This is a genomic window from Cyanobacterium sp. HL-69, from assembly GCA_002813895.1.
Lineage (GTDB): Bacteria > Cyanobacteriota > Cyanobacteriia > Cyanobacteriales > Cyanobacteriaceae > Cyanobacterium.
The window spans coordinates 230939-256904 of the sequence record CP024912.1 but is presented as its reverse complement, the minus strand read 5'-3'; the positions used below and the strand labels follow the sequence as shown (position 1 = coordinate 256904).

At 38.0% G+C, this 25966-nt stretch carries 30 protein-coding genes and 1 tRNA gene; 19 read left to right on the top strand and 12 right to left on the bottom strand.

Annotation, left to right across the window (positions count from 1 at the left end; all coding sequences use genetic code 11):
* Positions 1–157: 157 nt before the first annotated feature.
* Complete coding sequence (gene hemH / locus AA637_RS01120) at positions 158–1321, top strand: ferrochelatase (RefSeq protein WP_069790248.1); 1164 nt, start codon at positions 158–160, stop codon at positions 1319–1321.
* Between the two features lie 49 nt (positions 1322–1370).
* Here hemH and AA637_RS01115 read toward each other — a convergent pair whose 3' ends face one another.
* Together AA637_RS01115 and tatA are read right to left on the bottom strand one after the other, a co-directional pair.
* Positions 1371–1583: a hypothetical protein gene (locus tag AA637_RS01115; protein WP_069790249.1), complete on the bottom strand. Its 213-nt coding sequence runs from the start codon at positions 1581–1583 to the stop codon at positions 1371–1373.
* Between the two features lie 2 nt (positions 1584–1585).
* Positions 1586–1759 carry a twin-arginine translocase TatA/TatE family subunit gene (gene tatA / locus AA637_RS01110; RefSeq protein ID WP_446683544.1) on the bottom strand — a complete coding sequence of 58 codons (174 nt, stop codon included), beginning with the start codon at positions 1757–1759 and terminating at the stop codon, positions 1586–1588.
* 108 nt (positions 1760–1867) lie between these two features.
* On the opposite strand from tatA, the gene AA637_RS01105 reads away from it, so the two are divergent.
* Positions 1868–2605, top strand: a complete 738-nt coding sequence (locus tag AA637_RS01105; RefSeq protein WP_446683543.1) for a phycocyanobilin:ferredoxin oxidoreductase — start codon at positions 1868–1870, stop codon at positions 2603–2605.
* A 53-nt stretch (positions 2606–2658) separates the two neighbouring features.
* On the opposite strand, the gene AA637_RS01100 is transcribed toward AA637_RS01105, so the two are convergent.
* Positions 2659–2913 carry a DUF3146 family protein gene (locus AA637_RS01100; protein WP_446683542.1) on the bottom strand — a complete coding sequence of 85 codons (255 nt, stop codon included), beginning with the start codon at positions 2911–2913 and terminating at the stop codon, positions 2659–2661.
* Positions 2914–3288: 375 nt separating this feature from the next.
* On the opposite strand from AA637_RS01100, the gene psbE reads away from it, so the two are divergent.
* From psbE to rpe, 8 genes are all read left to right on the top strand, one after another.
* Entirely contained in the window at positions 3289–3534 is a 246-nt protein-coding gene (gene psbE / locus AA637_RS01095; RefSeq protein ID WP_069790252.1) for a cytochrome b559 subunit alpha, read from the top strand.
* A 27-nt stretch (positions 3535–3561) separates the two neighbouring features.
* Positions 3562–3699 (top strand): cytochrome b559 subunit beta, encoded by a 138-nt coding sequence (psbF, locus tag AA637_RS01090; protein WP_071891685.1) that lies wholly within the window; start codon positions 3562–3564, stop codon positions 3697–3699.
* 9 nt (positions 3700–3708) lie between these two features.
* On the top strand, positions 3709–3828 hold the full coding sequence (locus AA637_RS01085) for a photosystem II reaction center protein L (protein ID WP_069790253.1): 120 nt from the start codon (positions 3709–3711) through the stop codon (positions 3826–3828).
* Between the two features lie 34 nt (positions 3829–3862).
* Positions 3863–3979: a photosystem II reaction center protein J gene (locus AA637_RS01080; protein WP_069790254.1), complete on the top strand. Its 117-nt coding sequence runs from the start codon at positions 3863–3865 to the stop codon at positions 3977–3979.
* A 302-nt stretch (positions 3980–4281) separates the two neighbouring features.
* On the top strand, positions 4282–5343 hold the full coding sequence (locus AA637_RS01075) for an ABC transporter ATP-binding protein (RefSeq protein WP_446683541.1): 1062 nt from the start codon (positions 4282–4284) through the stop codon (positions 5341–5343).
* A 36-nt stretch (positions 5344–5379) separates the two neighbouring features.
* Positions 5380–5464 (top strand) — tRNA-Ser (locus AA637_RS01070).
* A gap of 215 nt (positions 5465–5679) precedes the next feature.
* A complete protein-coding gene (gene ylqF / locus AA637_RS01065; protein WP_069790256.1) occupies positions 5680–6525 on the top strand; it encodes a ribosome biogenesis GTPase YlqF in 846 nt (281 codons plus the stop codon).
* Positions 6526–6619: 94 nt separating this feature from the next.
* Positions 6620–7315 carry a ribulose-phosphate 3-epimerase gene (rpe, locus tag AA637_RS01060; protein ID WP_446683540.1) on the top strand — a complete coding sequence of 232 codons (696 nt, stop codon included), beginning with the start codon at positions 6620–6622 and terminating at the stop codon, positions 7313–7315.
* Positions 7316–7378: 63 nt separating this feature from the next.
* Here rpe and AA637_RS01055 read toward each other — a convergent pair whose 3' ends face one another.
* Entirely contained in the window at positions 7379–9370 is a 1992-nt protein-coding gene (locus AA637_RS01055; RefSeq protein WP_446683539.1) for a flavin-dependent dehydrogenase, read from the bottom strand.
* 196 nt (positions 9371–9566) lie between these two features.
* Here AA637_RS01055 and lexA point away from each other — a divergent pair, with 196 nt between their 5' ends.
* From lexA to AA637_RS01040, 3 genes are all read left to right on the top strand, one after another.
* Entirely contained in the window at positions 9567–10160 is a 594-nt protein-coding gene (lexA, locus tag AA637_RS01050) for a transcriptional repressor LexA (RefSeq protein WP_069790259.1), read from the top strand.
* A 125-nt stretch (positions 10161–10285) separates the two neighbouring features.
* Complete coding sequence (locus AA637_RS01045; RefSeq protein WP_141712661.1) at positions 10286–10690, top strand: cupin domain-containing protein; 405 nt, start codon at positions 10286–10288, stop codon at positions 10688–10690.
* Between the two features lie 5 nt (positions 10691–10695).
* The gene (locus AA637_RS01040; protein WP_446683538.1) at positions 10696–11052 is read left to right on the top strand and encodes a HesB/IscA family protein; all 357 of its coding nucleotides are present in this window, start codon (positions 10696–10698) and stop codon (positions 11050–11052) included.
* Here AA637_RS01040 and AA637_RS01035 read toward each other — a convergent pair.
* Positions 11045–11908, bottom strand: a complete 864-nt coding sequence (locus tag AA637_RS01035) for a hypothetical protein (RefSeq protein WP_446683537.1) — start codon at positions 11906–11908, stop codon at positions 11045–11047. The genes AA637_RS01040 and AA637_RS01035 overlap by 8 nt on opposite strands.
* A 149-nt stretch (positions 11909–12057) precedes the next feature.
* On the opposite strand from AA637_RS01035, the gene hemW reads away from it, so the two are divergent.
* From hemW to AA637_RS01020, 3 genes are all read left to right on the top strand, one after another.
* Positions 12058–13236, top strand: coding sequence for a radical SAM family heme chaperone HemW (gene hemW / locus AA637_RS01030; RefSeq protein ID WP_446683536.1), 1179 nt, complete (start codon positions 12058–12060; stop codon positions 13234–13236).
* A gap of 103 nt (positions 13237–13339) precedes the next feature.
* Positions 13340–14554, top strand: a complete 1215-nt coding sequence (locus AA637_RS01025; RefSeq protein WP_446683535.1) for a type II secretion system F family protein — start codon at positions 13340–13342, stop codon at positions 14552–14554.
* 47 nt (positions 14555–14601) lie between these two features.
* A complete protein-coding gene (locus AA637_RS01020; protein ID WP_446683534.1) occupies positions 14602–15213 on the top strand; it encodes a hypothetical protein in 612 nt (203 codons plus the stop codon).
* Here AA637_RS01020 and AA637_RS01015 read toward each other — a convergent pair.
* Positions 15210–16472 (bottom strand): Glu/Leu/Phe/Val family dehydrogenase, encoded by a 1263-nt coding sequence (locus tag AA637_RS01015; protein WP_446683533.1) that lies wholly within the window; start codon positions 16470–16472, stop codon positions 15210–15212. The genes AA637_RS01020 and AA637_RS01015 overlap by 4 nt on opposite strands.
* A gap of 55 nt (positions 16473–16527) precedes the next feature.
* On the opposite strand from AA637_RS01015, the gene AA637_RS01010 reads away from it, so the two are divergent.
* A complete protein-coding gene (locus tag AA637_RS01010) occupies positions 16528–16926 on the top strand; it encodes an acyl-CoA thioesterase (protein WP_446683532.1) in 399 nt (132 codons plus the stop codon).
* Between the two features lie 32 nt (positions 16927–16958).
* On the opposite strand, the gene AA637_RS01005 is transcribed toward AA637_RS01010, so the two are convergent.
* The 4 genes from AA637_RS01005 to AA637_RS00990 all read right to left on the bottom strand — a co-directional run bounded on the left by AA637_RS01005 (position 16959) and on the right by AA637_RS00990 (position 20136).
* Positions 16959–18524, bottom strand: a complete 1566-nt coding sequence (locus tag AA637_RS01005) for a serine/threonine protein kinase (RefSeq protein ID WP_446683531.1) — start codon at positions 18522–18524, stop codon at positions 16959–16961.
* 57 nt (positions 18525–18581) lie between these two features.
* Positions 18582–19040 (bottom strand): hypothetical protein, encoded by a 459-nt coding sequence (locus tag AA637_RS01000; RefSeq protein WP_069790268.1) that lies wholly within the window; start codon positions 19038–19040, stop codon positions 18582–18584.
* Positions 19041–19280: 240 nt separating this feature from the next.
* On the bottom strand, positions 19281–19766 hold the full coding sequence (locus tag AA637_RS00995; protein WP_446683530.1) for a hypothetical protein: 486 nt from the start codon (positions 19764–19766) through the stop codon (positions 19281–19283).
* A 34-nt stretch (positions 19767–19800) separates the two neighbouring features.
* Positions 19801–20136: a phasin family protein gene (locus AA637_RS00990; protein WP_069790270.1), complete on the bottom strand. Its 336-nt coding sequence runs from the start codon at positions 20134–20136 to the stop codon at positions 19801–19803.
* Between the two features lie 136 nt (positions 20137–20272).
* Here AA637_RS00990 and nadB point away from each other — a divergent pair, with 136 nt between their 5' ends.
* Positions 20273–21943 carry an L-aspartate oxidase gene (nadB, locus tag AA637_RS00985; protein ID WP_446683529.1) on the top strand — a complete coding sequence of 557 codons (1671 nt, stop codon included), beginning with the start codon at positions 20273–20275 and terminating at the stop codon, positions 21941–21943.
* A 101-nt stretch (positions 21944–22044) separates the two neighbouring features.
* Here nadB and AA637_RS00980 read toward each other — a convergent pair whose 3' ends face one another.
* Positions 22045–22518: a hypothetical protein gene (locus AA637_RS00980; RefSeq protein ID WP_446683528.1), complete on the bottom strand. Its 474-nt coding sequence runs from the start codon at positions 22516–22518 to the stop codon at positions 22045–22047.
* Positions 22519–22736: 218 nt separating this feature from the next.
* On the bottom strand, positions 22737–23270 hold the full coding sequence (locus tag AA637_RS00975; RefSeq protein ID WP_446683527.1) for a hypothetical protein: 534 nt from the start codon (positions 23268–23270) through the stop codon (positions 22737–22739).
* A 244-nt stretch (positions 23271–23514) separates the two neighbouring features.
* Here AA637_RS00975 and pcrA point away from each other — a divergent pair, with 244 nt between their 5' ends.
* Positions 23515–25839, top strand: coding sequence for a DNA helicase PcrA (pcrA, locus tag AA637_RS00970; protein ID WP_446684510.1), 2325 nt, complete (start codon positions 23515–23517; stop codon positions 25837–25839).
* Positions 25840–25966 lie beyond the last annotated feature (127 nt).

Genomic DNA, 25966 nt, shown 5'->3' with positions numbered 1-25966 from the left:
TAACTTCTATGAAGTTTTTTGTCAAAAAAAGTTATCATTATCATAATAATTCCTAAAATTAAGACAAAATAAGTATCATTTCATTCACAAATTAAAAGCAACAATAAGATATTGTTACACTTAGTAAAGAAACTTAAAAAAAATCAATATTAATATTATGGCTCGGACAGGAGTATTATTGTTAAATTTAGGTGGACCAGAAAAGTTAGAGGATGTACGTCCTTTTCTCTATAACTTATTTTCTGACCCTGAAATTATCCGCCTACCTTCCCCCTTGTTACAAAAACCCCTTGCGTGGTTAATCTCCACCCTCAGAAGTAAAAAATCTGAGGAAAATTACAAGGAAATTGGGGGAGGCTCACCATTGTTGCAAATTACAGAAGCTCAGGCCGAGGCTTTGCAAAGTAGATTAAAAGAGCATGAAGGGGACATTAAAGTGTATGTGGGCATGCGATATTGGCATCCTTTCACCGAAGAGGCGATCGCCCAGATAAAAGCCGATAATGTGCAAAAATTAGTTATCCTGCCCCTCTATCCCCATTTTTCCATCAGTACCAGCGGTTCTAGTTTTCGGGTATTAGAAGAAATGTGGGCAAAAGACCCCGAATTACAAAACATTGAATATACCCTAGTACCATCATGGTATGATCACCAAAACTATCTAGCCTCCATGACTGACTTAATCAGACAGGAACTAGAACAATTTGAAAATCAGGATCAAGTCCATATCTTTTTTAGCGCCCATGGTGTGCCAAAAAGTTATGTAACCGAAGCAGGAGATCCTTATCAGGAAGAGATTGAGCGGTGTACAGAGTTAATAATGAAAAATCTTAACACCCAAAACCCCTACACCCTAGCTTATCAAAGTAAAGTGGGTCCTGTGGAATGGCTAAAACCATACACCGAAGATGCTCTAATCCTTTTAGGAGAACAAAAAATAAAAGATTTATTGGTGGTCCCCATTAGCTTTGTATCCGAGCATATCGAGACATTACAAGAAATAGATCTCGAATATCGGGAAATCGCCGAAGAGGCAGGAATCAGCAACTTTAAAAGAGTACCAGCGCCCAACACTCACCCCGAATTCATTGATGCCCTTTATAACCTAACCACCGAGGCTTTGGATAAAAATCCCCTTCGGTTTGACCAAGTTACTCATCCCAAGAAAAATATGAAAATGTATCCCCAAGAAAAATGGGAATGGGGTTTAACTACCGCAGCGGAAGTGTGGAATGGACGTTTAGCCATGTTAGGCTTTGTGGCATTATTATTTGAATTAATGAGTGGTCATGGTCCTTTACATTTTGTTGGCTTATTATGATCTAGTGAGGGGCGGAAAATTTTAGCAATTTTCCCTCCTTAAACAAGAATTATTTTTTCTTTTTATAAGCCTTAGCTGAAGCCCTAATCCAAATAAACATTGCAGTGCCGAGGGGAATTACACCGAAAATAATCCCCGTGGTGACGGGATTATCTTGGGCAACATTAGATGTCATCATCACCCCTAAAATGAGGAAGCAATAAATTAGTCCTAAAAAGGGTAAACCGATGACTAAAAAAGCGAAACGGGTATCTTTATCCATGGTTAATAGTCTTTATCCCCGTTGTCATCATCTTCTGGCTTGTTGCTGATTTCTTCTTTAAATCCTCGCAAACTTTTACCTAAAGCATTGCCCAATTCTGGTAGTTTTTTCGGCCCAAAGATTAAGATTGCCACTACCAAAATGACCACTAATTCGGGAATGCCTAAGCCAAACATAGATTAATTCTCCTATTTGTTACATAACGAAAAGGTTGGGAGATCAGTTTTTTTGTACACTGATAACTGCATGATAACGGAAAACTATTATAAAAGTACAAATTTAAGATGACTCAAGTTTTTAAATCTGACCTTAAACAAAGGTTACACCCCCTTATTAATCAACTAGGTGATGGCATTGTGGATACGTGGCGATCGCACTTAGAACTATCCCCCTTCCAACTACCAGAAGAATTAGGCTATGTAGAAGGGAAACTAGAAGGAGAAAGACTAACTATTCAAAACTGCTGTTTTCAGAGCCGAGAATTTCGCAAAATGCACCTTGAGTTGGCAAAGGTAGGAGAAAACCTCGACATTCTACACTGTGTAATGTTTCCCAAATCAGAATACCCCCTCCCCATGTTTGGTTGTGACATCGTGGCTGGTAAAAGAGGCATCAGCGCCGCCATTGTGGATTTATCCCCCACCAGTGCCGATAAAACCCTCTCTCCTTCCTACCAAGAAAAACTATCAAATCTGGAAAATCCCAACTTCCAAGATGTTCGAGAATTACCCCCATGGGGAGACATTTTTTCCCCCTACTGTCTTTTCATTCGCCCCTCTGATGCCCAAGAAGAACAAAAATTTTTACATAGAGTTATCAACTTTTTAACTATCCATTGTCAAATTGCGATCGCCTCTAATGAAGTTGACGACATAGAAAAATCAACCTATTTACAAGGGCAAAAACATTATTGCCAACAGCAACAAAAAAACGATAAAACCCGTAAAATACTCGAAAAAGCCTTTGGAATTGATTGGGCAGAAATCTATATGAACAAAGTATTATTTGATATTCCTGAGTAGTATTTCTTGCCAAAATAATAAATTAAATTACTATAATTATCCATCGTTAATTATCAAAGTTTTGCCCTAACCGCAAAATGATAATCGCCCCCTACCTCCAACTGATAATCACAATGTTCAAGAAAACGAGCTAAAGGCTCTTGAATCAAACTACGTCCAAGGGTAGGCTTAACCGATAGCTTACCTTGCAAAAACTGCCATTCAAACTGCCATTGATAGCTACCTGCTTCTATTTCTCCGAATATTTTGCCACTTTGCCATGATTGATTAGTTATTCTAACTTGGGCAATGGTTTCTGCTAGTGCCATAAACTATTTTAGATAGATTGAAAAAATACTAGAAATATGTAAATTATGAGAAAAAAAGTTTAACTTTTTTAACACTGTAATATATAAAGAATTGTTACGCCAAGGACAAAATCCAGATAAAACAAAAGACCATAGAGACTAACAACTGTAGAAACATAATTTTAATGATAAAATCTTTTTCTTAGGATTATGATATAATTCACTTAACAGTACTTAATCATCGAGTCGAAAGAGTTCAAATATAAACTCAGCAGAAAATAAACAAGAAAATCATTGTTTTATTTGCGAGAGTTATTCTGAGCAAAGGTACTTGGATATAGTAAATTAGATAAATACATTTAACTAAAAAATTATTTTAGGAGGAAACAATTTCCTATGGCAGGAGATACTGGAGAACGTCCATTTTCTGATATTGTAACCAGCGTGCGCTACTGGGTAATCCATAGTATTACCATCCCCATGCTATTCATCGCTGGTTGGTTATTTGTCAGCACCGGGTTAGCTTATGACGCATTTGGCACCCCTCGCCCTGATGAATATTTTACTCAAACCCGTGAGGAATTACCCATCGTAGATGATCGTTACGGTGCAAACCAACAGATTGAACAGTTTAACAAGTAGTTAATATTTACAAGATAAAAAATAATTATGACTAGCAGCAACAACCCTAATCAGCCCGTATCTTACCCCATTTTCACTGTTAGATGGTTGGCAGTACATACCCTTGGTGTGCCTTCTGTCTTCTTTGTGGGTGCTATTACCGCCATGCAGTTTATTCAAAGATAGGAGTTATCCATGGAAAGAAATCAAAACCCCAATAAACAAAGAGTCGAATTAAACCGTACTTCTTTATTCTTAGGTTTGTTGATGATTGCCACCCTTGGCGTTCTATTTTCTAGTTACTTTTTCAACTAATATCAATTACTTTATTTTTTAGGAGGTTCGGATTATGGGAGACGCAAGAATTCCTTTATGGATTGTTGGCACCGTCGCTGGAATGGGTGCTTTAGCCGTATTGGCACTATTTTTCTATGGTGCTTATGCTGGTGTTGGCTCTTCTTTATAATTTCGTTTAATAATAAACTAATTAACTAATGTTATTCGGCCTTGAGTCGTTGTAACTCATTAATAGCTTTTTGAACAGCTTTAATGTAGATACTACTTCTCAAGGCCACATTTTTGTAAATATTGATCAATGAGTTTTGCATCATGTATTTTCGATCATTTCAGGGCTTCACGTCGGTTGCTTAATCAAAATACATTAGAAAATTTAGCAATAAATGATACATTTAAGTTATATTGATAACTGTTGAGAAGTATTCTTATCTAAGTCCTCACAGTTTAGTTAAAGTTTTTATTAATAAGATCATGTCCGAGTCAGTCATTCTTCGAGTCAGTGAAGTCAGCAAACAGTTTAATCAAAACCAAGCCCCTGCGGTTAACCAAGTGAGTTTTGAGTTACGCAAGGGAGAATTGTTAGGATTGTTGGGGCCTTCTGGTTGCGGTAAAACCACTTTATTGAGAATGATTGCGGGTTTTGAAAAGCCGAATAGGGGTCAGATTGATTTAGCCCAGCAGGTTGTCAGTGGTGATGGTTTTTGGGTAGTTCCAGAAAAACGGCAAACTGGTATGGTCTTCCAAGATTATGCTCTTTTTCCCCATCTCACGGTGGCTGATAATATTGCTTTTGGCTTAAAAAGTAAAAAGCCTCGTTTTAGCCGTGTAGATATTAAACAAAGGGTCACGGAAATTTTGAATTTAGTCGGTTTGGGAGGGCTAGAAAAACGTTATCCTCATCAACTATCTGGGGGGCAACAACAGCGCATTGCTCTGGCACGGGCGATCGCCCCTGAACCCGAATTAATCCTTTTAGATGAGCCGTTGAGTAATCTTGATGTGCAAGTAAGAGAAAGGTTACGCCATGAAATTAGAACGATTCTCAAGAGTACCAACACTGCTGCTATTTTTGTCACCCATGATCAAGAAGAAGCAATGGCGATCGCTGATACCATCGGTGTAATGCATAACGGTAACTTAGAACAACTAGACACCCCAGAAAACCTTTATGTTAAACCCCAGTCAAGATTTGTCGCCGAATTTGTTACCCAAGCCAATTTTGTAGAGGCTAAAAGAGGAAAAGATAATATCTGGAGTACAGAATTAGGAGAACTAGAGTTAGATATAACAAGCACCTACGACATCGGAGAATTGATGTTTCGCCAAGAAGATGTTATCTTATCGCCCGATGATAAAAGCCCCACCATAGTACAAGAAAGGGAATTTTTAGGTAGAGAATATCGCTACTGCTTACAAACTCCCTCTGGCAAAAGAGTCCATGCCCGAACTAATGCCTCTACCCAGTTGCCCGTGGGTACAAAAGTTAAATTAAATATTTCCCCTGAATGCGCTCGAATTTTTCCAGCAGCATAAAAATAATTACGCTATAATGTAAGGTGCTTATTGTCAGGAAAGGTGGCAGAGTGGTCGATCGCGCTCGACTTGAAATCGAGTGACTGGCAACAGTCCGTGGGTTCAAATCCCACCCTTTCCGTATTTTTCAGCTCTTAAAACTCATTGGTGCAAAATATTGCCGCTAAAAACCGATTAAGTATTGGCAAAAAAATTATTATATAGTCACATAAGCTATAATTGTTTATCAGTAAAGATTTAAAAGTTCTTAAGTTTATAAAATAACAATATAATCACTTCATTTAATAACAATCAATCGCAGCTAGACAACAACTTCAGTTAACAAAACTATTTGTTATGGCACTAATTCAATGGTACCCTGGACACATCAGCAAAGCAGAAAGACAACTCAAAGAACAATTAAAACGAGTTGACGTTGTGCTAGAAGTACGAGATGCCCGTATTCCCCTCGCGTCCCATCACCCCCAAGTAGCAGAATGGATTGGCGAAAAACCTCGTATTTTGATCTTGAATCGAGAAGATATGATTAGTAACGCTCTAAAACAAGAGTGGCAAGATTGGTTCAAAGCGACGGGAGAAACTCCTTTTTTCACTAATGCTAAAGATGGGAAAGGAGTAAAAGCTATTAACAAGGCTTCTCAAAGTTGTAGCTCAACGGTAAATGAAAGGCGTAAAAGTAGGGGAATGCTACCCCGTCCTGTGCGCGCAGTGGTGATTGGTTTTCCTAATGTTGGTAAGTCTGCGCTTATCAATCGTCTTCTTAATCGTAAAATTGTCGCTAGTGCCAGAAAAGCAGGGGTTACGAGACAGTTGCAATGGGTAAGAATTTCTAAGGATATAGAATTGTTAGATGCCCCTGGAATTATTCCGCTTAAACTAGAAAATCAAGAAGATGCTCTAAAATTGGCTATTTGCGAAGATATTGGAGAAGCTGCTTACAATAATCAAGAAGTAGCCCAACAATTTGTCGATTTATTAGTAAATCTTGGTACCGAAAATGTTTTAAAAGAGCGTTATGGTTTAGATGCCTTAGATTTGACGGGTGAGGAATTTATTATTAAGTTAGCAGAAATTAAGTATAAAAATGATCAAGAAAGGGTAGCACGTCAAATTTTACAAGATTTTCGCAAAGGTTATTTAGGTAAAGTTTCCCTTGAATATCCCCCAGTAGAAAAGTTATAGATAAATCAATATCCTAATGAACTTAAAAATAAAGAAAATGGCAATATTTTGTTACAATCTACACAAGTCCAAGCAAATTTAAAATAAACTACTTATGAGTAAAAAAGATATAGTTATTTCCCCTTCCATTTTGTCCGCCGATTTCGGTCGCCTAGGAGAAGAAATCAGAGCCGTTGACGAAGCAGGAGCAGATTGGATTCATGTAGATGTAATGGATGGTCGTTTCGTACCCAATATTACCATTGGTCCTTTAATTGTTGATGCCATTCGCCCCCATACCAAAAAACCCTTAGACGTTCACTTAATGATCGTTGAACCTGAGAAGTATGTGGCTGATTTCGCTAAAGCAGGTGCTGATATTATTTCCGTCCATGCCGAGCATAATGCTTCTCCCCATTTACACCGCACCCTCTGCCAAATCCGTGAATTGGGTAAGAAATCTGGAGTTGTGTTAAACCCTTCCACTCCCCTTGAGTTAATCGAATATGTCATCGATGTATGTGATTTAGTTCTCATCATGAGTGTTAACCCCGGTTTTGGTGGTCAAAGTTTCATTCCAGGGGTAGTTCCCAAAATCAAAGCCCTTCGTCAAATGTGTGATGAGAGAGGTTTAGATCCTTGGATTGAGGTTGATGGTGGCTTGAAACCCAATAATACTTGGCAAGTTTTAGAAGCAGGTGCAAATGCGATCGTTGCTGGATCTGCCGTGTTTAAAGCCCCTAACTACGCAGAGGCGATCAAAGGTATCCGTAACAGCAAACGCCCTGAAAAAGAGTTAGTAACGGCTTAATCGTTATTTTTTAACAAGGGGTTTAAACCCCTTGCCTAACATCTATTTTGATCAGCAACAGAATTACTTCTGAGAAACAAAACGAGAACCAAAAGTAAGCAACTTAAACCACAACTTAGGATTACTTTCCCTTAACCACTTACTCTGGTTTTCCAACCAAGGATTAAACCAACGGCTAAAGAGAAGATTTTTGAGAGCATCAAAGGTGAATTTAGCATAAGAACCCATCCAGCGAAATATATCTCTAGTTCCAGCCATTTCCCATATCCACAACAATAAGGCTGGATTTTTACGAGCCGCCTTAAGCGCTAATCGGTTAAAAGTAAACCAATCTGTGCGATCTTTAATAAAAATCTCAGCGGTATCAGGTTCATCGGCTAATAAACCAAAAAAGGTATTTAACATCGCATTCACCCTTTCTGGGGGTAAAGTTTTGTGGGTAGGTACCATCATTCCTTTAGAAAATAGCCATGTTACCGCAATATTACTTTGATAGGCTTTAATGCGGTTTAATGATTCCCCATCCAAAAGATCATTTTTTAATGCCTTGTCAAGGAGACTGGTTAAACGACCCAAATTACGTACCAAAGAGCCAAAACCTGTAAATACCAAAGGAGACTGTAAAGAAGCCGCATCACCGATCGCCATTACCCTATCCGTAGCGATTTCACGGTCATTTTCCCCCACGGTAAAACGTCCAGGAATGTAACCAAAAGTAGGTTTTTTCCACACCAGTTTGTCCATATCGCAACGGCGATATTCAGGAAGAATATTAAAGAAATCCTCATACATTTCTAACAAAGAGCCTGGGTTATCAGGATGCACTTGGTGATAATGGAATAAATAAATGGTCAACTCATCTCGCTCAGCAGGAAACAACTCCCAAATCAACTGCCTACCCCTAGAAATATCTCCATGGGAAAATAAAACATCCCCGTAGGTTTTATCCCACACTTCGGGATCAAAACCCTCTAGAATAGCTCCCACCGTAGGACAGACACTATCAAAAGTTCTTTTACCTGCGATTTGCCAAGCAATGGGGGAAGCAGTACCCATGGCATCTATTAAAAGTCTTCCTGTGGCTTCTCTTTCATCTTCTGTGACTAAATGGGTACCTTTAACGGTGACGATGTCTTTGCCGACGGTAGCTTTTTCAAAATCTGTTTCATCCCATATATCAGCACCATATTTAATTAATTTTTTCTGACATACTTCTAATAATTTATTAGTATCAAGGGCAATATTTAAAACGGTGGGAGTGTGTAAAACATTAGCCTTTAATTTATCAGGGTTATTAGCGTCAAAAAACTTACTAAAACCGTCTTTATATTCGGCAGCAATACAGTATTCAAATTCTTTTTTGGTAAATAGTCCTAGATCGATTAATACTTGAAATTCATCCCTAGAAATATTCCATTCTCGGTTCATTCTTCCAAATTTTAAACGCTCAATTACCAAGACGTTATAGCCTATTTTTGCTATTAAAGCCGCATGAATTGCTCCTAAAGCACCTCCTACGTAGATGATATCATAATCAGCTTTTCCCTTGCTTTGGTCTTTAAATAATACAGGTTTAACTTGATAATTACTAGAATTTTCAGCATTATTTTCTACACTTTCTCGCCATTTTTTTTCCCACCAATAAACTCTATTGAGATCATATTCCCCTTGGGGCATTTTCTGAAAATATTTAACAGTTTCAGGATAATGGGGTTTGAGGGCTTCAAAAATGGATTGATTCGTTAAATCAATGTCTGGTAATTGGGGATAATTTTGAGGGAATTTTTGATAAATCGCTTTTTTTAATTCTTTTTTTATTTTGTTTTCTTTACTTGATAGTTTTTTGCCCCAACGGTATATTTTTAGATAAGTTGTCCGTTGCAATGACCAAAGAAAAATAGATAGTTCGCTATTTTCGCCCAGTTCAATCTTTAGTCCATCTTGGGTAAGAGTTTTTTTACCGATGCTTGGTTGCCAAGATTTTTGTAACCACTCGAGAACTTCTTGGGTTTTGGGATGGGGAATTTCTATATAAAGTAAAGGCTTTACGTCCATTTCACTAAATTTTTTACAGGATTTTTTTATTTACTATCTATCTATTATTGCCGATTATTGAGTTATTGGATGATGAGGGGTAGAGGTGATGAGAGGGAAACCATTATTAATGACTAATTATCAATTGTTTTTAGTACGAGTGTTCTTTAATACATTAAAATAAAAAATGTCATCTAGTCTATATAAAATTACAGAGATGGAAAATTTAACTCCCGCACAAAAAGAATTATATGATTGGTTGGTGGAATATATTAATGTTAACAAGTATTCTCCTTCCATTCGAGAGATGATGAAAGCGATGAATTTGCGATCGCCCGCACCCATCCAAAGCCGTTTAGAAAGAATCAAAGCCAAGGGTTATATTGACTGGATAGAGGGACAAGCAAGAACCATGAAAATCCTTAAACCCCATGACGGCTTACCCATTTTAGGCACCATCACAGCGGGAGGATTAGTCGAACCCTTTACCGATGACCACGAAAAATTAGATGTTGTCTCCATGTTCAATCAGCCTAATTGCTTCGCCCTGAAGGTGGTAGGAGATAGTATGATTGAAGACTTTATCACCGAGGGAGACTATGTGATTATGAAATCAACCAAGGAAGCTAAGGAAGGAGAAATAGTGGCAGCCCGAGTGGATGGTTATGGTACTACCTTAAAAAGAGTTTATTTTAACCCCGAGGAAATCATTTTAAAAGCATCTAACCCAAAATATGAACCTATCAAAGTCAGTCCAGAAAATGTCGAAATCCAAGGTACTTTATTAGCGGTGTGTCGCCTCGGATATTAGATAAGGTAATGGAGATAATGAGCATCAATTCAAGAATAACTTAATTGTCCATTACCCATGGTTCATTATCAATTTTCCTGTGCTATGGTTGATAAATACAAAAGAAGGATAAGGTAAAAATCATCATGGAAACTGTTGGACATCAGCCCAAAACTTCGATCATTTCTTTTTCGACCACCAATCATTCCCACGAAACAGAAAGTCGCCCTTGGGGTACATTTACCACCCTAGAAGAAGGACCTGGTTATAAGATAAAAAGAATTGAAGTTAATCCAGGTCATCGTTTAAGTTTACAGATGCACCATCATCGTAGTGAGCATTGGATTGTGGTGTCTGGTACTGCGAAGGTGGAATGTGGGGATGAGGTTAAAATTTTGGCTGCCAATCAATCTACCTATGTGCCTCAGTGTACTAGCCATCGTCTGGAAAATCCTGGAGTTATTAAGTTAGTTTTAATTGAGGTTCAAAATGGCGAATATTTAGGAGAAGATGATATTATTCGTTTTCAAGATGATTACGCCAGAAAATAATTTACATGATTAATTTAACTGAAAGTGCGATTGCAGAAATTGCAAGGCTAAAAAATTATAATTCTCAACCTAATTCATATTTACGTATCAAAGTAGAACAGGGTGGTTGTGCAGAACTTCTGTATCAACTTAGTTTTGATGAGCAGGTATCAAAAAGTCAAGATGAAATGGCATTGCTTGACCGCACTTTTAACCACCATAAAGAAATTGCGATCGTTGTGGATGAACAAAGTTACAATTATGTCCAAGACTTAGTTATCGACTATGCCGAAGATTTGATGGGGGGTTCTTTCCAATATCAAAACCCCCAAGCCAAGAGCCATTGTAATTGTGGTGTTTCTTTTTCTACGGAAACTAATTAACAGGACTAAGAATCGGACTTAAACCGACATTTCGTAAGGGTTGTGCCGCCTGTTCGGCATTTTTGCGGGTACTAAAAAGCCCCACTTGCCAGACGGTATTACCTTGATAATTAGCACGAAAAGCCTCGGGGTAAATATCTTTTACCCTATTTTCTTCGTTGGGATTAGTTGCCCTCACAAACACTCGGAATGCTCCGCTATGGGTATTTACAGGAGTATTATTAGAAGGAATATTAACGGCTGTGGTGGTGTTGGTGCTATTATTTGAGGGGGATATGGGACGATCAAAAACTAAAATTTCCCTCATACTTCTTCTCCTTTGAATAGGAATATTCTCATTACTTGTGGAGGGAGAATTATTTGTGGTAGTCGTATTATTAGAACCACTGTTGGGCGTAATCGTTATGGTAACAGGGGAATTATTGGGGTTTGAATCAGTATTACGGGGAGTGTTATTATTGGGGGAAGTTACCCTATTGGTAGATGTGGGTGTTTGATTGTAGGGGGAAATATTTCCTGAATTGTCAGGGGCGCGATAAGGCTCGGAAAGACTGGGAGGAGATGGTAGATTTTGACTAGAGCCGATGCCTTTTATATTAGTAGGTACAGGCATTCTAGCAGGGGTTGGATTTCCATTGATAACAATGGTGTCTGTGGGGGGAGTTTTATCAGGCAAGGGAGGAATGGAAGTGATGGGGTTAGAATCGCTCTGATTGGGGGTTTCATCGAACGGAGATACCCCAATTACTTGGATTTGCTGGGCGATCGCCTTTTGGTGGTAAATGCTTAAGAACAGGAGCGTACAAAGGGGAAAGAGTAGGGTTATATTTTTCTGCAATAATCGAGATGGAATCATAGTAATAATGGTGATAATTAAAAATAAGGAATAGCTAAAAATTATTTTTATTCTGCCCTATGATAAGGGCTATTTTACAGAATTGACAAACCGATGAAAAGTTCCACTAACTTTAACAATTAAAATAAGGGTATTATATCAACATTAAAATGTCCATTACTTCTGCTTACATTCATATTCCTTTCTGTCGTCGTCGGTGCTTTTATTGTGATTTTCCCATCACGGTTTTGGGTAATAATGCAGGGGGAAAATATTCCCCTTGGCAACGGGAATATGTAGATTTTTTATGTCAGGAAATTCTCACAATAAATAATATAAAATCTGTGCCTTTAGAGACAGTTTTTTTTGGGGGTGGTACTCCTTCTCTATTGGCAGTAGAAGGGTTAGAAAAAATTTTAGTGACTTTGGAAAATCATTTTTCTTTTGCTCAAAACATTGAAATTTCCATGGAAATTGATCCTGCTACTTTTAGTTTAGAACAGCTTAGGACTTATCAAACATTAGGGGTAAATCGCATTAGTTTGGGGGGACAATCATTTGATGATTATTTATTACAAGAATGTGGGCGATCGCACTGTACAAAAGATACATATCAATCAGTAGAATATATCCACCAAGTAGGTATTGATAATTGGAGTTTAGACTTAATTTCTGGACTACCCCATCAAACCATTACCCACTGGGAAGATTCTCTTTTAAAGGCGATCGATCTCAAGCCCAAACATTTATCCTGCTATGATTTAGTCATAGAATCAGGTACAGTATTTGGCAAAAAATACCAAGCAGGAGATAAACCTCTCCCCCAAGATTACACCACCGCCCAAATGTATCGTTTAGGCTCTACTATCCTTCAGGAAAATGGCTATAACCACTACGAAATATGTAACTATGCCCAAGAAGGTTATCACTGTAAGCATAACCTAGTTTATTGGCATAACCAACCCTACTACGGCTTCGGCATGGGCGCGGCTAGTTATACCCAAAAACAAAGATTTAGTCGCCCTCGCACCCGCAAAGAATACTTTGAATTTGTTAATCAATTAATCATCAACAAAGGAAAAATAGACCATGAAAGCACAACCCCCACCGAAGAATTATTAGATACTCTCATGTTGGGATTAAGACTAAAAGAAGGAGTAAATTTACTATCCATAGAAAAAAAATTTGGTACAGACACCGTTTCTCAGATAATTAAAACCCTTCAAGCACCCATAGAACAAAAATTAGTGATTTTTTCCAACAATAGCAAAAATTTAAGATTATCAGATCCAGAAGGGTTCTTATATTCCAACTCCGTTTTAACAGAACTATTTATAGAATTTGAATGATGTTAACAAATTGTATCCAATCAATCTTCATGACAACTAAGCCATGAAATAATGTCAAAATATATAAATAGCGATTATTATTGAGTAAATAGAGGGTGAAATCATGGCTACTTTTATCGCTCAAGTAAAAGACAAATCAGGAAACATACTACAAGAAAGAGTTACCGCCGAATCAGCCGATGAAGCAAGAAGAATTTTAAGAAAAAGATTCGCCGCCATTGGTAAAGTCAAAAAAGCGGGGATGGATTTTGATTTGGCGAGTATCGAAGCCGCCTTAAGTAAAGTTACCATTAAAGATAAGGCTATTTTTTCTCGTCAATTCGCTGTATTAGTTAACGCAGGGGTAGCAATTGTTAGGGCGTTATCAGTTTTGGCGGAACAATCTTCCAATCCTAAGTTTAAAAAAGCATTAAGTGCTATTAATGAAGACGTACAACAGGGAACAAATTTATCCGAAGCTCTTGCTAAACACCCTGATTGTTTTGATCAATTATATGTCTCCATGGTAGAAGCGGGAGAAATTGGGGGGGTTTTAGACGAAGTAATGAATCGTCTAGCAAAACTATTAGAGGATGTGTCAAGGCTACAAAACCAAGTTAAATCCGCCATGGCTTATCCTGTTACCGTAGGCTTATTTGCGGTAGTAGCTTTTTTGGGTATGACAATTTTCTTAATTCCCGTATTTTCAGGCATTTTTGACCAACTAGGAGCAGAGTTACCTGCCTTAACTCAGTTTATGGTAACTCTTAGTGCGTTTTTACGTAGCCCCGCTGCGGTGATTCCTGTATTGGTAATAATTGGTCTTGTGTTTGGTTTTAGGCAGTATTATAAAACTCCCGCAGGAAGGTTACAAATTGATAGTATTGCTCTTAAACTTCCTATTTTTGGAGATTTGAACCAAAAAAGTGCCGTGGCTCGTTTTTGTCGAGTTTTTGGTACCCTTACTCGCTCGGGAGTACCTATTTTACAGTGTTTAGAAATCGTAGAAGAAACTATTGGTAATAGGGTAATTGGGAATGCCATCGGGGCTGCAAAAAACTCTGTATTGGAAGGGGGTATGTTAAGTCTTGCCATTGAAGAGAAAAACGTATTTCCTGCCATGGCGGTTCAAATGATGAGCATTGGGGAGGAAACGGGAGAATTGGATGCGATGATGATGAAAGTAGCCGACTTTTATGAGGATGAGGTTGAACAAGCCATTAAAGCCCTTACCAGCGTAATTGAACCCATAATGATGGTGGGAATTGCGGGAATGGTTGGTACAATTTTGTTATCGATGTATTTACCTATGTTCTCTATTTTCGATCAAATTGCTTAAATAAAAAATAATAATCTTTGTCCACTGTTGAAAGTGAATTTTAATTAATGTCTATAAATCAATCCGATTATGAAACGGCGTTGGCTGACTATACTGATAAAGAAAGAATTGTGGCTTTATTGAGTCAGTATCGGGAATATTTAGCCATGGTACCGAGTATGAGGCGCCCTAGTGACAGTTTAATTACAATTCCTTTACCTTTGGCCAAGGTACGTCATGTTAATAATATATCTTCCATGGGTTCTCGCTCTTATGCTCCTTCGGGAATGAATCAGATGTCTATGGATGAAATGGTATCAATTCCCTGTGATATTGCGGTGTTAATGTGCGATCCTGAGTGGAAGATTAAGATGGGGGTAGAAATTTTAGTTTTTATTCATCGCCCTCAAGAAGATTTTTCTGATTTACTACTGCGCTGGCGCAATGCTCAAACTGCTTTGGCCAATGAGTATGAGTGGATTATGCCTGAGATGGATGATCATATGTTTAGTGATAGGGCGGAAAAGATTCACCCTATTTTTGTGGTATTTCCCCATACTAATGCTCGGATTTTAAAGGGATTAAAGGCTTCTGGTTTACCCTACATTTGTTATAATACCGTAGAGGCGATCGCCGATAACCCTGAATTAAAGTCTCTCAGTGGTAGTGTGGATAATTAAACATCAAACCCCATGGCATCATCAAGACGTTTGAGGGAATGAATATAAGCGGCGGTACGCATGGAAACTTCATACTCTAGGGCAACTTTCCAGATTACTTCTGTTTCCCTCTCCATTCCTTCCTGGAGGTGTTGTTGTACTTTTTCTAAATCCCAATACATCCCATTACGATTTTGTACCCATTCTAAGTGACTAACGGTAACGCCCCCAGCATTAACCAAAATATCAGGAATTACTCGAATCCCCTTTTCTTCTAAAATCAAGTCAGCTGAAGAAGTAACAGGGCCATTGGCAACCTCAAAAATAAATGGGGCTTTAATTTGGTGAGCATTTTCCTCGGTAATTTGGTTTTCTAGGGCCGCAGGAATTAAGACATCTACATCAAGGGTTAATAACTCCTCATTGGTAATTAGATCATTTTCCCTCAAGTCACAAACAGTTTCTTGACAGTAAACATCCTTAACAGTGCTATTACTTTCTTTATATTCACGAATACTAGGAATATCTAAACCATCTTCACAATAAATCCCTCCCCTGGAGTCACTTACTGCCACTACTTTATACCCTGCTTGATATAGTAATTGGGCTATTTGCGCCCCCGCATTACCAAATCCTTGGACGGCAATGGTGGTTTGCTCTGGTTTTTTCTCAAATTTGGGTAAGATAGTTTGGATGACATGAAAAGCCCCTGTGGCTGTGGCGGTACTTCTGCCCTCACTTCCCCCCATGGTTAAAGGTTTTCCTGTAACTACTCCCCAGGAAATTTGTCGGGTGATGTTGCTATATTCTTCTACCATCCACCCCATAACTGTTTCGTTGGTGTAAACATCGGGAGCTAAAATATCCCTATCTGGCCCGATATAATCGGCGATCGCACTGATATAATTTTTAGAGAGTCTTTCTAATTCTCCCTTCGACAACTCCCTTGGATTTACCTGAATACCCCCCTTAGCCCCCCCAAAAGGAAGATTTAACACCGCACATTTAAACATCATCCAAAAGGCAAGAGACTTCACCTCATCGAGGTTTACAGAAGGATGATAACGGACACCCCCTTTACCCGGGCCTCGGCTATCATTGTAAATTACTCGATAACCCTGATAAACTTTTAACGAGCCATCATCCATTCTCAGGGGAATAGATACAGCCAAACTAGATTTAGGGTATTTTAGTTTTTCTTCTGTGGAGGGAGAAATTTGAATATACTTTAAAGCCCTTTCTAGCCTGATATTGGCATCGGCAAATAAGGAATTAGTCATATGTTGAGATTTTGATTAATAATTCCATTGTAACCATTTTTGAGGTTAAGAAATTATGACATTTGCCTATGACAGAAAAATTCACTTTGCTGATACCGACAGCGCAGGAGTGGTTTATTTTGCTAGACTTCTTTCTATTTGCCATGAAGCCTATGAACATTATTTAGAAAATTTGGGGGTAGATTTACGCAGTTTTTTTCAAAATCCCACCATGGCTATTCCCGTTGTCCATGGGGAAATTGATTTTTTTAGCCCTCTTTTTTGTGGGGATATTATTCAAGTATATTTAAAGCCCATTTCCCTTAACCCAAAGGCTTTTGAAATTGAATATACCATCGAGAAAGAAGATGAAAAAGTGGCCACTGCCAAAACTCGCCATGTCTGTATCAACCCCCAAACCAGAAAAACTCAACCTCTACCCTTGTATTTAGGGTTGGATGATTCAGAAAAATGAATGATGCTTAAAAACCATTCCTTATTCCCTACCTAAGATTTATAGCTATTTTTCAGCTTAGAAAGAATCACGGGCTTTAACTTATTAAATTCATCCCTCAATCTTTGCTTACTCATTTTTGCATCTCCCTGATTGGGCGTATTTTTACTATTCTCCAGCCACTCTGCCATGATTTTACATTGATTAGAAGCAATGGTTGAACCTGTGACGTGTTGACACCTTCCCGGCTCTTCTACCGCAAAAAAGAGGATTTTATAACTACCAGTTTTGGCAAGGGCAGCTGTTACCTGACGGGAAGTTTGAGATTTGAGATCAAGGTAACAAGGCAACCAACGGGGGCCTCGATGGGGATTGTAAATCACCGTAATCCAGAGAATCATGGGATGGGGAGAGTTGAGAAAAAGAAACTGATTGTATCTCATATCCTTGATACGACTGAGAATATCATCTCTTTCAATCATCACCCAAAGACTGGGAAAGGTTTGCCCAGAACTAATGACCACCTTGGGAAAAACAATTTTTTGGATTGGTTTATTATTGGGCCAAGTGAGATTTTTAGAAATCATTGTGGCACTGAGATCCATTTTGGGAGCGACTTCGGTGCGATCGCCCTGAGAACCTATATCATCGGAATCATAGGTATCCGCCACAATGGTTTTTTGACCACTAAAAGCCGTCATACGATCAGGGGTATGATGATTAGATTTATTATCCTTCTCCAAAACCTCAATTACCCGTAAAATTTCCGCTACCGTTTGAGGACGATTATCCCGAGACTTTTCCATACACTTCATGATGACATCCTTCAATTCTTGGGGAATTTTGAGATGGGCATCAAAAGGACGAGGTTTAAAGTCATGGTGGGCTTTGTACCAAGCCCCAAAAGAAGAAGTTTCAGGTAAAATGGGCATTTCAAGGGTAAGCATTTCATACATCATTACCCCCAAACTGTAAATATCAGAGCGATTGTCCAACTCTTTACCTTCCATTTGTTCAGGGGAACAATAAGCCAAAGTACCCATAAAAGAATGGGTTTGAGTAGCGTTTGCCTGTACCAACTTGGCAATCCCAAAATCAAGAATTTTGACCAATTCCCCCAAGGTAGGATCTTGCATCACCAATACATTACTCGGTTTTATATCTCGGTGAACCACCTGACACAATTCCCCTTTGAGCATAATACCACTGTGGGCAGCATCCATTCCCACACATATTTGACGACTGAGGTAGAGAAAACGTTTAAGGGGCAAAGGCTGAAACTTAATTACCTGACTTAAACTCTCCCCCTCTAAAAACTCCATCACATAGTAAGGAACTTCATTTTCATCAACACCATAATCCCTTACCCTGATGATATGGATACTTTTTTCCCCCAAAAGGGCGCTGATGGTCGCTTCCCGCTCAAAGCGATGACGCATCTTATCATTGAGCAAGGTTTGAGACAAAAACTTCACCGCAACCACCACGCCACCGAGCAGTTTATCTTCTCCTCGATATACCTGCCCCATAGCACCACTACCGATTAATTCAATTAACTGATAGCGATCTGCTAATATACGCTGATTTTGTTGATTTTGTTTGCCTTTCCCTAAACTCATGATTTAATTGCCCATCAAATCTTGTTATATTTATATTCTGACTTATACTATCTAGTTTTATCCATGACGTTCTAAAATACCTTCTGTCACATTAACGATATTATTACCTGCTACCATGGTGCTAGAGAAATGATAATGGTCTTCATCTAACTGAAACATTGTTTCGAGTACGCTACGACGACGACTATCACCCAAAATCCAATAACGCTGAATGATGGAGTTTTTTGTAATCCATCCTTCTCCTTCTATTTTATCGAAATCACTTCTTTTTAAGACATAGCTGTAACTATATTTATTATTAGGTAAAAAACCTTTATATTCAAACTCTAAATCTTTGGCTATTTCTGGGGAGGATTGATTGTTATCAAATACTAACTTTGTTTTCATAATGAACCAACTACTTTGATCCCAAGTAATGATAGTTGCTCCTTTAAAAGGAATAGAAATGTGATTTTTTTCAGTTAGATTCCCTTTAATAATCCAGCTACTTGGTTGCAATAAAAAGGTATGACTCATTAATATTTTTTATTAAAAATAAAGGAAGTTATAGGGAAATTATGGATTATAATTTATTAACTAATTGCCGATTTTATTAACAGACAATAGATAGATAAATATAAAAACAAATTATTTTCTTATCAAAAAAGTGATGACTAAGTGTTGCTACATAGCTTAAGATTTAGAGTCATTATACATGGTTTTTGTCAACTTTCTACGTAGTTTTGAAGACACCTTAAGGTTTTGGGAAGGAATTTTTTAATTTGAATGGGATTCTTGATCTTGCCAATCGGGGCAATTTTCATCATTCCATCCATAGGGATGAATACCACAAACTAAAAAATTACCGTTATATCTTCGTCCGTGATAATTTTTACAGCCGATACAAGCAGGGTGAAATTGTGCGTCGGGGGTGATTTTTTCTTCGTCAAACCAGACAATGTTACTGTCGAAGTCTGAATCTTCTTCTGATGGTGGGTTAGGAGGAAAATCCTCTAGGATATGGGGAAGTATTTCATCGGCAAGAAATACGGCACATTCTTCTAAAAAGTAATCGACTTGTAACAAAAAATCGTCTATTTCTTGGGGGATTTTATTATCTATTTCTTGGGTTAGATTATCAATAAATAACTCGGTGTTGTGGGCAGTTTTTTCTAATTCTTGAGTCACTTCTTCACAGAAGTTATTAAAATTGTTTTCTGCCTGATTTAACCAATTAATTAACTGTTTTTCCCAATTGTCCATGAATTATTTTTGGTAATGGTTAGTTTTTGAGCTATTAATTATCATTGTCGTCATCATCGGTAATAATTTCAATGGTGCGAGGTTGATTTGATGATGAATCGGGAGGATTACCATTCATTTTTTGTTTATCTTTGGCTTGTTGGATGGTTTCATCCACAAATTTTCTGGCTTCTTCGGCGGTGATTTTACCTTTGCTCACCATTTCATCGGCCATTTTTTGCAACTCTTGGGGAAAGTTGGGATTATTAATTATTTTGTCGGTTTGTTGTTTCAATTCTTGGAGAGTATCTCCTGCTTTTTCGGCGGCATATCCTGCGATACCGATACCTAGATAAAGGGCTTTTTGAAAAATATTTTCTGATTCAGCCATAAATTGTTTTATCTCAAATCTTCAATGGTTCTTTTTTTATTGTAAGGGTAAATCAAAAAAACGATGGCAAAGGTTACCTTGATTGGATAAAATGAGCAAAAATAACTTTTTCGCCACTAACTGATACTATAAAACTTTGAACTTTACTCCTCCTTTGCCTGATCATTTCGATGTTATTATTGTGGGCTCTGGGGCTGCTGGTTTATATGCTGCCCTCAAACTTCCTGCTGAGTTACGTATTTGTCTAATTACTAAGGATAAGCTGAAAAAGGGGGCCAGTGATTGGGCGCAGGGGGGCATTGCAGCAGCGATCGCCCCTAATGATTCACCTGTACTACATTTAGAAGATACTTTAAAAGCAGGGGCTGGACTGTGCGATCGCACAGCGGTACAATATTTAGTAGAAAATGCGGTGACTTCCATTCGCTCATTGTTGGAAATGGGGGTAGAATTTGATCGTCACAATGATGAATTAGCGATGACATTGGAAGCTGCCCATTCTTTTCCGAGGGTACTCCATGCAGCGGATACCACGGGGAGGGCGATTGTTTCTATTTTAAGACAAAGGGTAATCGAAAGTGAACATATTTCCATTTATGAACAAGCCTACGCCCTTGACTTATGGCTAGATGAAAAAAGGGAAAAATGTCAGGGGCTTTGTTTATTGCATGATAATAAAATTACTTGGTTGGGAGCAAAAGCCGTTATTCTTGCTACAGGGGGAGGAGGGCAGGTATTCGCCCAAACCACTAACCCCAAGGTAAGCACAGGGGATGGGGTTGCCCTGGCATGGCGCAGCGGTGCGCTGTTGCGTAACCTCGAATTTGTGCAGTTTCATCCTACGGCTTTGAAGAAGGAAAATGCCCCTCGTTTTCTCATCAGTGAAGCGGTGAGGGGGGAAGGCGCCCACCTAATTGATAGGGAGGGTTACAGATTCGCTTTTGATTATCACCCCAAGGGGGAATTGGCACCCCGTGATGTGGTTAGCCGTGCTATTTACAACCATTTACAGAAAATTAGCCCTAATCCAGCTTTAGATAACGTATTTCTCGATTTACGCCCGATTCCTCGTCCTCGCTTAGAGTATCGTTTTCCTAATATCATCAGACGTTGTCAGGAGTGGGGCATTGATTTATTTTCCCAGCCGATTCCTGTTTCCCCTGCTGCCCATTATTGGATGGGGGGTATTGCGGTGGATTTGCACAATAAAACTTCCATTGATGGGTTATACGCCATCGGAGAAACGGCAAATACGGGGGTACATGGGGCGAATCGTTTGGCTAGTAATTCTCTTTTGGAGTGTTTGGTGTTTGGAGAAACTCTCAAGGATTTGGATTTTGATTCCCTAGTTTATCCTTTTTTGAATACTGATAATATTCCTTTGGGGGATAATCACTGGCAGGATGATATGGCAGTAGTTAATAAGATTCGCACAGAGTTACCTCTTTTGATTTGGGAGGTGGCGGGGATTTGTCGTCGTGATGATATGTTGCTAAGGGCGATCGCTCTTGTGGAACAATGGCATAATGACATAGACAATCTAAAAATCGGTCAATTTCTCAAAAACTTAAATCCTCAGCACTCATACAGCCTACAATCTCCTATTTTAGAACAACAGCTAAAACTAACCGCAGAAACCCTCAACCTTTTAGAAGTCGGATACTTAATTGTCAAATCTGCACAATTCCGCACCGAAAGCAGAGGAGGGCATTATCGTCTTGACTACCCAGAAACCAAAGAAAATTGGCAATGTCATACCCTAATTAAACATCATAACTGGTGGTCAGAAGGAGTTAACAATGGATAATTAGGAATTGATGAAAAAGTGCCTTAGTTGAGCTGGAAAATGGGAAATAGGGAATGATTTTCTAATTAAATTCAATTACAGTATCGCTAAATTAGTTTTTACTAATAAAGAAAAATAGCTCCCGTAGGTTGTAAATTAAAAGTACGATTTCCCCTACTAATTTCCTCGATAACACTGACAGTTAAATTAATCACATTATCCTCACTAACCTCCACCGAATATTTAAGATTCATACGAGAAGCATTAGGAGTATTCAAATCAGGATATATAACTAAGTAAATTGAGCTTTCAGGATTTAAACTTCTAATAGTAGCATTATCATCAGGCCTTAAAACCGTAGGGGTAAGATTTTCATTGGTGAAAGAATAGTCAAGAAAAATACCTGTTTGATTAATAATATTTAAACTAATAGGTTTTTCTGTATCTACCCTTGCCACTGGTTGCCAGAAACCAGGTTGATAAGTTTGTGCAGGAGGATTGTTATTGGTTTCAGTTTGGGCATCTACCTCAGAAAGAAATAAAGTTAAGTTAGCGGTTGTTATCAACAACGAGGAAGCAATCAAAGATTTCCACATAGATTTAAAATTTTTGAAAAAAATTATTTTAAGTAAGTGGGCATAATTAAATCGATTTAGGCAAGGGGTTTAAACCCCTTGTTCATAAGAGTCTTAATAAAATAAGAGCTATAATTAATTTCGCAAACCTACTTATTTATTAATCATACGTCAACTTTTTAAAAGTTTTATTTTCCATTGCTACCTAATCATTGTCTCTTGTTTTAACCATCAATTTATTATAAATATTGACAATCCCTTAGCCATAACCTTACTGCCTCACCAACTACCCCCGAGGTAGTATCAACTATGGGAGAAACTAAGCCATTATCTCCTACCTCCCCAAATCTTGTTAGCAACATCACCATATCCCAACCCCTATCCGTGGAGGTTAATAACAACCAATGATAATTATTGGTTTCCTCCAATCTTGTATCACTCAGATACTGTCTTTCACGGGTAGTAAAAAAAATTTGCTCGATATGAGATGAATTATTTGCCCCATAACTTTTTTCTGATAAAGGTAACTCCTCAAACTCCACCTGCCCCACCGTAACAATATATATAGGCATAATTGGAGAATTTGCTCCCCCTCGTCGAGTTTTTTGGATAATTCTATTACCATAATCACCAATTTCATTTACTAACTTATCTCCCAAATGATTAATATCTGCTCTACATTGATTTTCTGAAGAAATATTATTCCTCCCATAACTTTCTTGCCCGAAAAAAGTGCTTATTATCAAAGTAAAAATAAGAATAAGTTTATTCATAGCAATATTTTGTGTTAGTGTTTTTGATGGTTAAATAGAGTAAAGAAAAATGGTGACTAATGTTTAGTTAAATAAATTATGGGAAAATAATATACTTAATACCTCCGATGAATTGAAATAAAAAATCACCAAGAAAAAAGTATTTATATATCTTTATCATCCATGGTCAATTATTAGACTGCGTTTAATGGAACGTACCGACTGTTATAATGAGATTGTGTCCATTTTACAACTTAACTGCTCGATGACTTCTAACTCTGACTTTCTCGACCATCTAAACTCCGCCCAACGTACCGCTGTAGAACACTTCAATGGACCTTTATTAGTGGTTGCAGGGGCTGGTTCAGGAAAAACTAGAGCTTTGACATATCGTATCGCAAATTTAATAAAAACCCACCAAGTATCCCCAGAAAATATCTTTGCTGTAACCTTTACCAACAAAGCAGCGAAGGAAATGAAGGAAAGAATTGAGTTAATTTTTGCCCAAGAGATGGCAGACAGAAAGCATCAACAAAAGTTAGAATCTCTACCAGAATTGGAGCAGAAAAATATTAGGTCAAAGGTATATCGTGGCACCATAAAACCCCTTTGGATTGGGACTTTTCATAGTCTTTGTGCCAAAATTTTACGATTTGATTTGAATAAATATCAGGATGAGAAAGGGAGAAAGTGGGAAAGGAATTTTACTATTTTAGATGAGTCTGATGTTCAAAGTATTGTCAAACAAATTGTTGTTAAAAAGCTCAATTTAGATGATAAAAAGTTTGACCCTAAAAAGATGCGTTATGGCATTAGTAATGCCAAAAACTTGGGTTTTTCTCCTTCTCAATATGCTATCGAAAGACCGGATTATCGAGGTAGAGTTTTAGCAGAAATTTATGAAGAATATCAAAATGAATTAGCAAAAAATAATGCCTTAGATTTCGATGATTTATTGTTAATTCCTGTACGAATTTTTCAGCAAAATGAATCTGTTTTAGGTTATTGGCATCAACAATTTAGACATATATTAGTAGATGAATATCAAGATACAAACCAAATTCAGTATCAATTAATTCAACTTTTAGCTACTAATAATGAGCCTGATAAAAAACACTGGAATTGGCAAAATAGATCTATTTTTGTGGTAGGAGATGCTGATCAATCTATCTATTCTTTTCGGATGGCAGATTTCACAATTTTGCTTAATTTTCAGCAGGATTTTGGGGATGGTTTGGCAGATGATGATACTCGCACTATGGTTAAGTTGGAGGAAAATTATCGCTCTCGAGAAAACATTTTACAAGCGGCTAATTATTTAATTGAAAATAATAGTCAGAGGATTGATAAGGTATTACGGGCAACCCGTGCGGAGGGAGAGGCTATTTATTGTTATCGGGGCAATAATGAGAGGGAAGAGGCTTCTTTTGTTATACGAAAAATTGAAAGTATGGTAAAACAAAACCCTAGTTTAGATTGGGGTAAGTTTGCTATTTTATATCGTATTAACTCTCAATCAAGGGCTTTTGAAGATGAGTTAATTAGACGTAGTATTCCTTATAATATTGTGGGGGGTTTTAAGTTTTATGAAAGAAAAGAAATTAAAGATGCTCTTGCATATCTAAAGTTGATTATAAACCCTGCGGATACGGTGAGTTTATTGAGGGTAATTAATACTCCAAAAAGGGGTATTGGAAAAACTACCACAGAAAATTTAATTACGGCTTCTCAAGAGTTAAATATACCTCTTTGGGAAATAATAAGCGACCAAACTTCAGTAAATACCATTGCGGGAAGGGCAGCTAAAAGAATTAGTCAATTTGCTAGTCTTATTAGTAATTGTCAGGAAAAAGTAAAGGATATTCCGGGGACACAAATTTTGGAGGAAGTGCTAGAAGTATCTGGTTATTTGGATGATTTGAAGCAACAAGGCACTGATGAGGCGGAAAATAGGCAGGAAAACTTGAATGAGTTGTTAAATGCCATGATGCAGTTTCAGGAGGATAATGAGGATGCTAGTTTGGAAGGATTTTTGAGCAATGCTTCTTTGGCTTCGGATTTGGATAATTTGGATGAGGGAGATTCGGCGGTTTCTTTGATGACTCTCCATTCGGCGAAGGGTTTAGAGTTTCCTGTGGTGTTTTTGGTTGGTTTTGAGCAAGGTTTATTACCCCATAACCGTAGTTTAAATGATCCTTTGGATTTGGAGGAAGAAAGACGTTTGTGTTATGTAGGGATTACACGAGCGAAGGAACAATTATTCCTTACCCATGCACGGGAGCGTTATTCTTGGGGTAATGTGGATTTTTGTGCGCCTTCTCAGTTTTTGGCTGAGTTGCCCCAAGATTTGATTTCTACTAATTTAACCCCTAGTTATGCCACGGGAAATATTATTACCGAGGAGAAGGAGGAAAAGCCTAAATGCTCTGAAAATTGGCAAGAGGGCGATCGCCTGTACCACCCCACTTTCGGTAATGGTGTAGTCACCCATATTTTAGGATTAGGCAAAAAAAATACCATTGTGGTTAACTTTGAAGTGGGCAGAAAGATTATTAATCCTAGTCATACCAAATTATCTAAATTGACTTAAAACAGGGTGAATTGTTGATGGGGAAATTAGGCAAAGTTTGTCCGTGGAAAAATTCATTGGTGTTTGTTGGGGTTTCATATTTCAACCTCTTCAGCGCACCTTACTTCCCTTCCCCTTACAAGAAAAA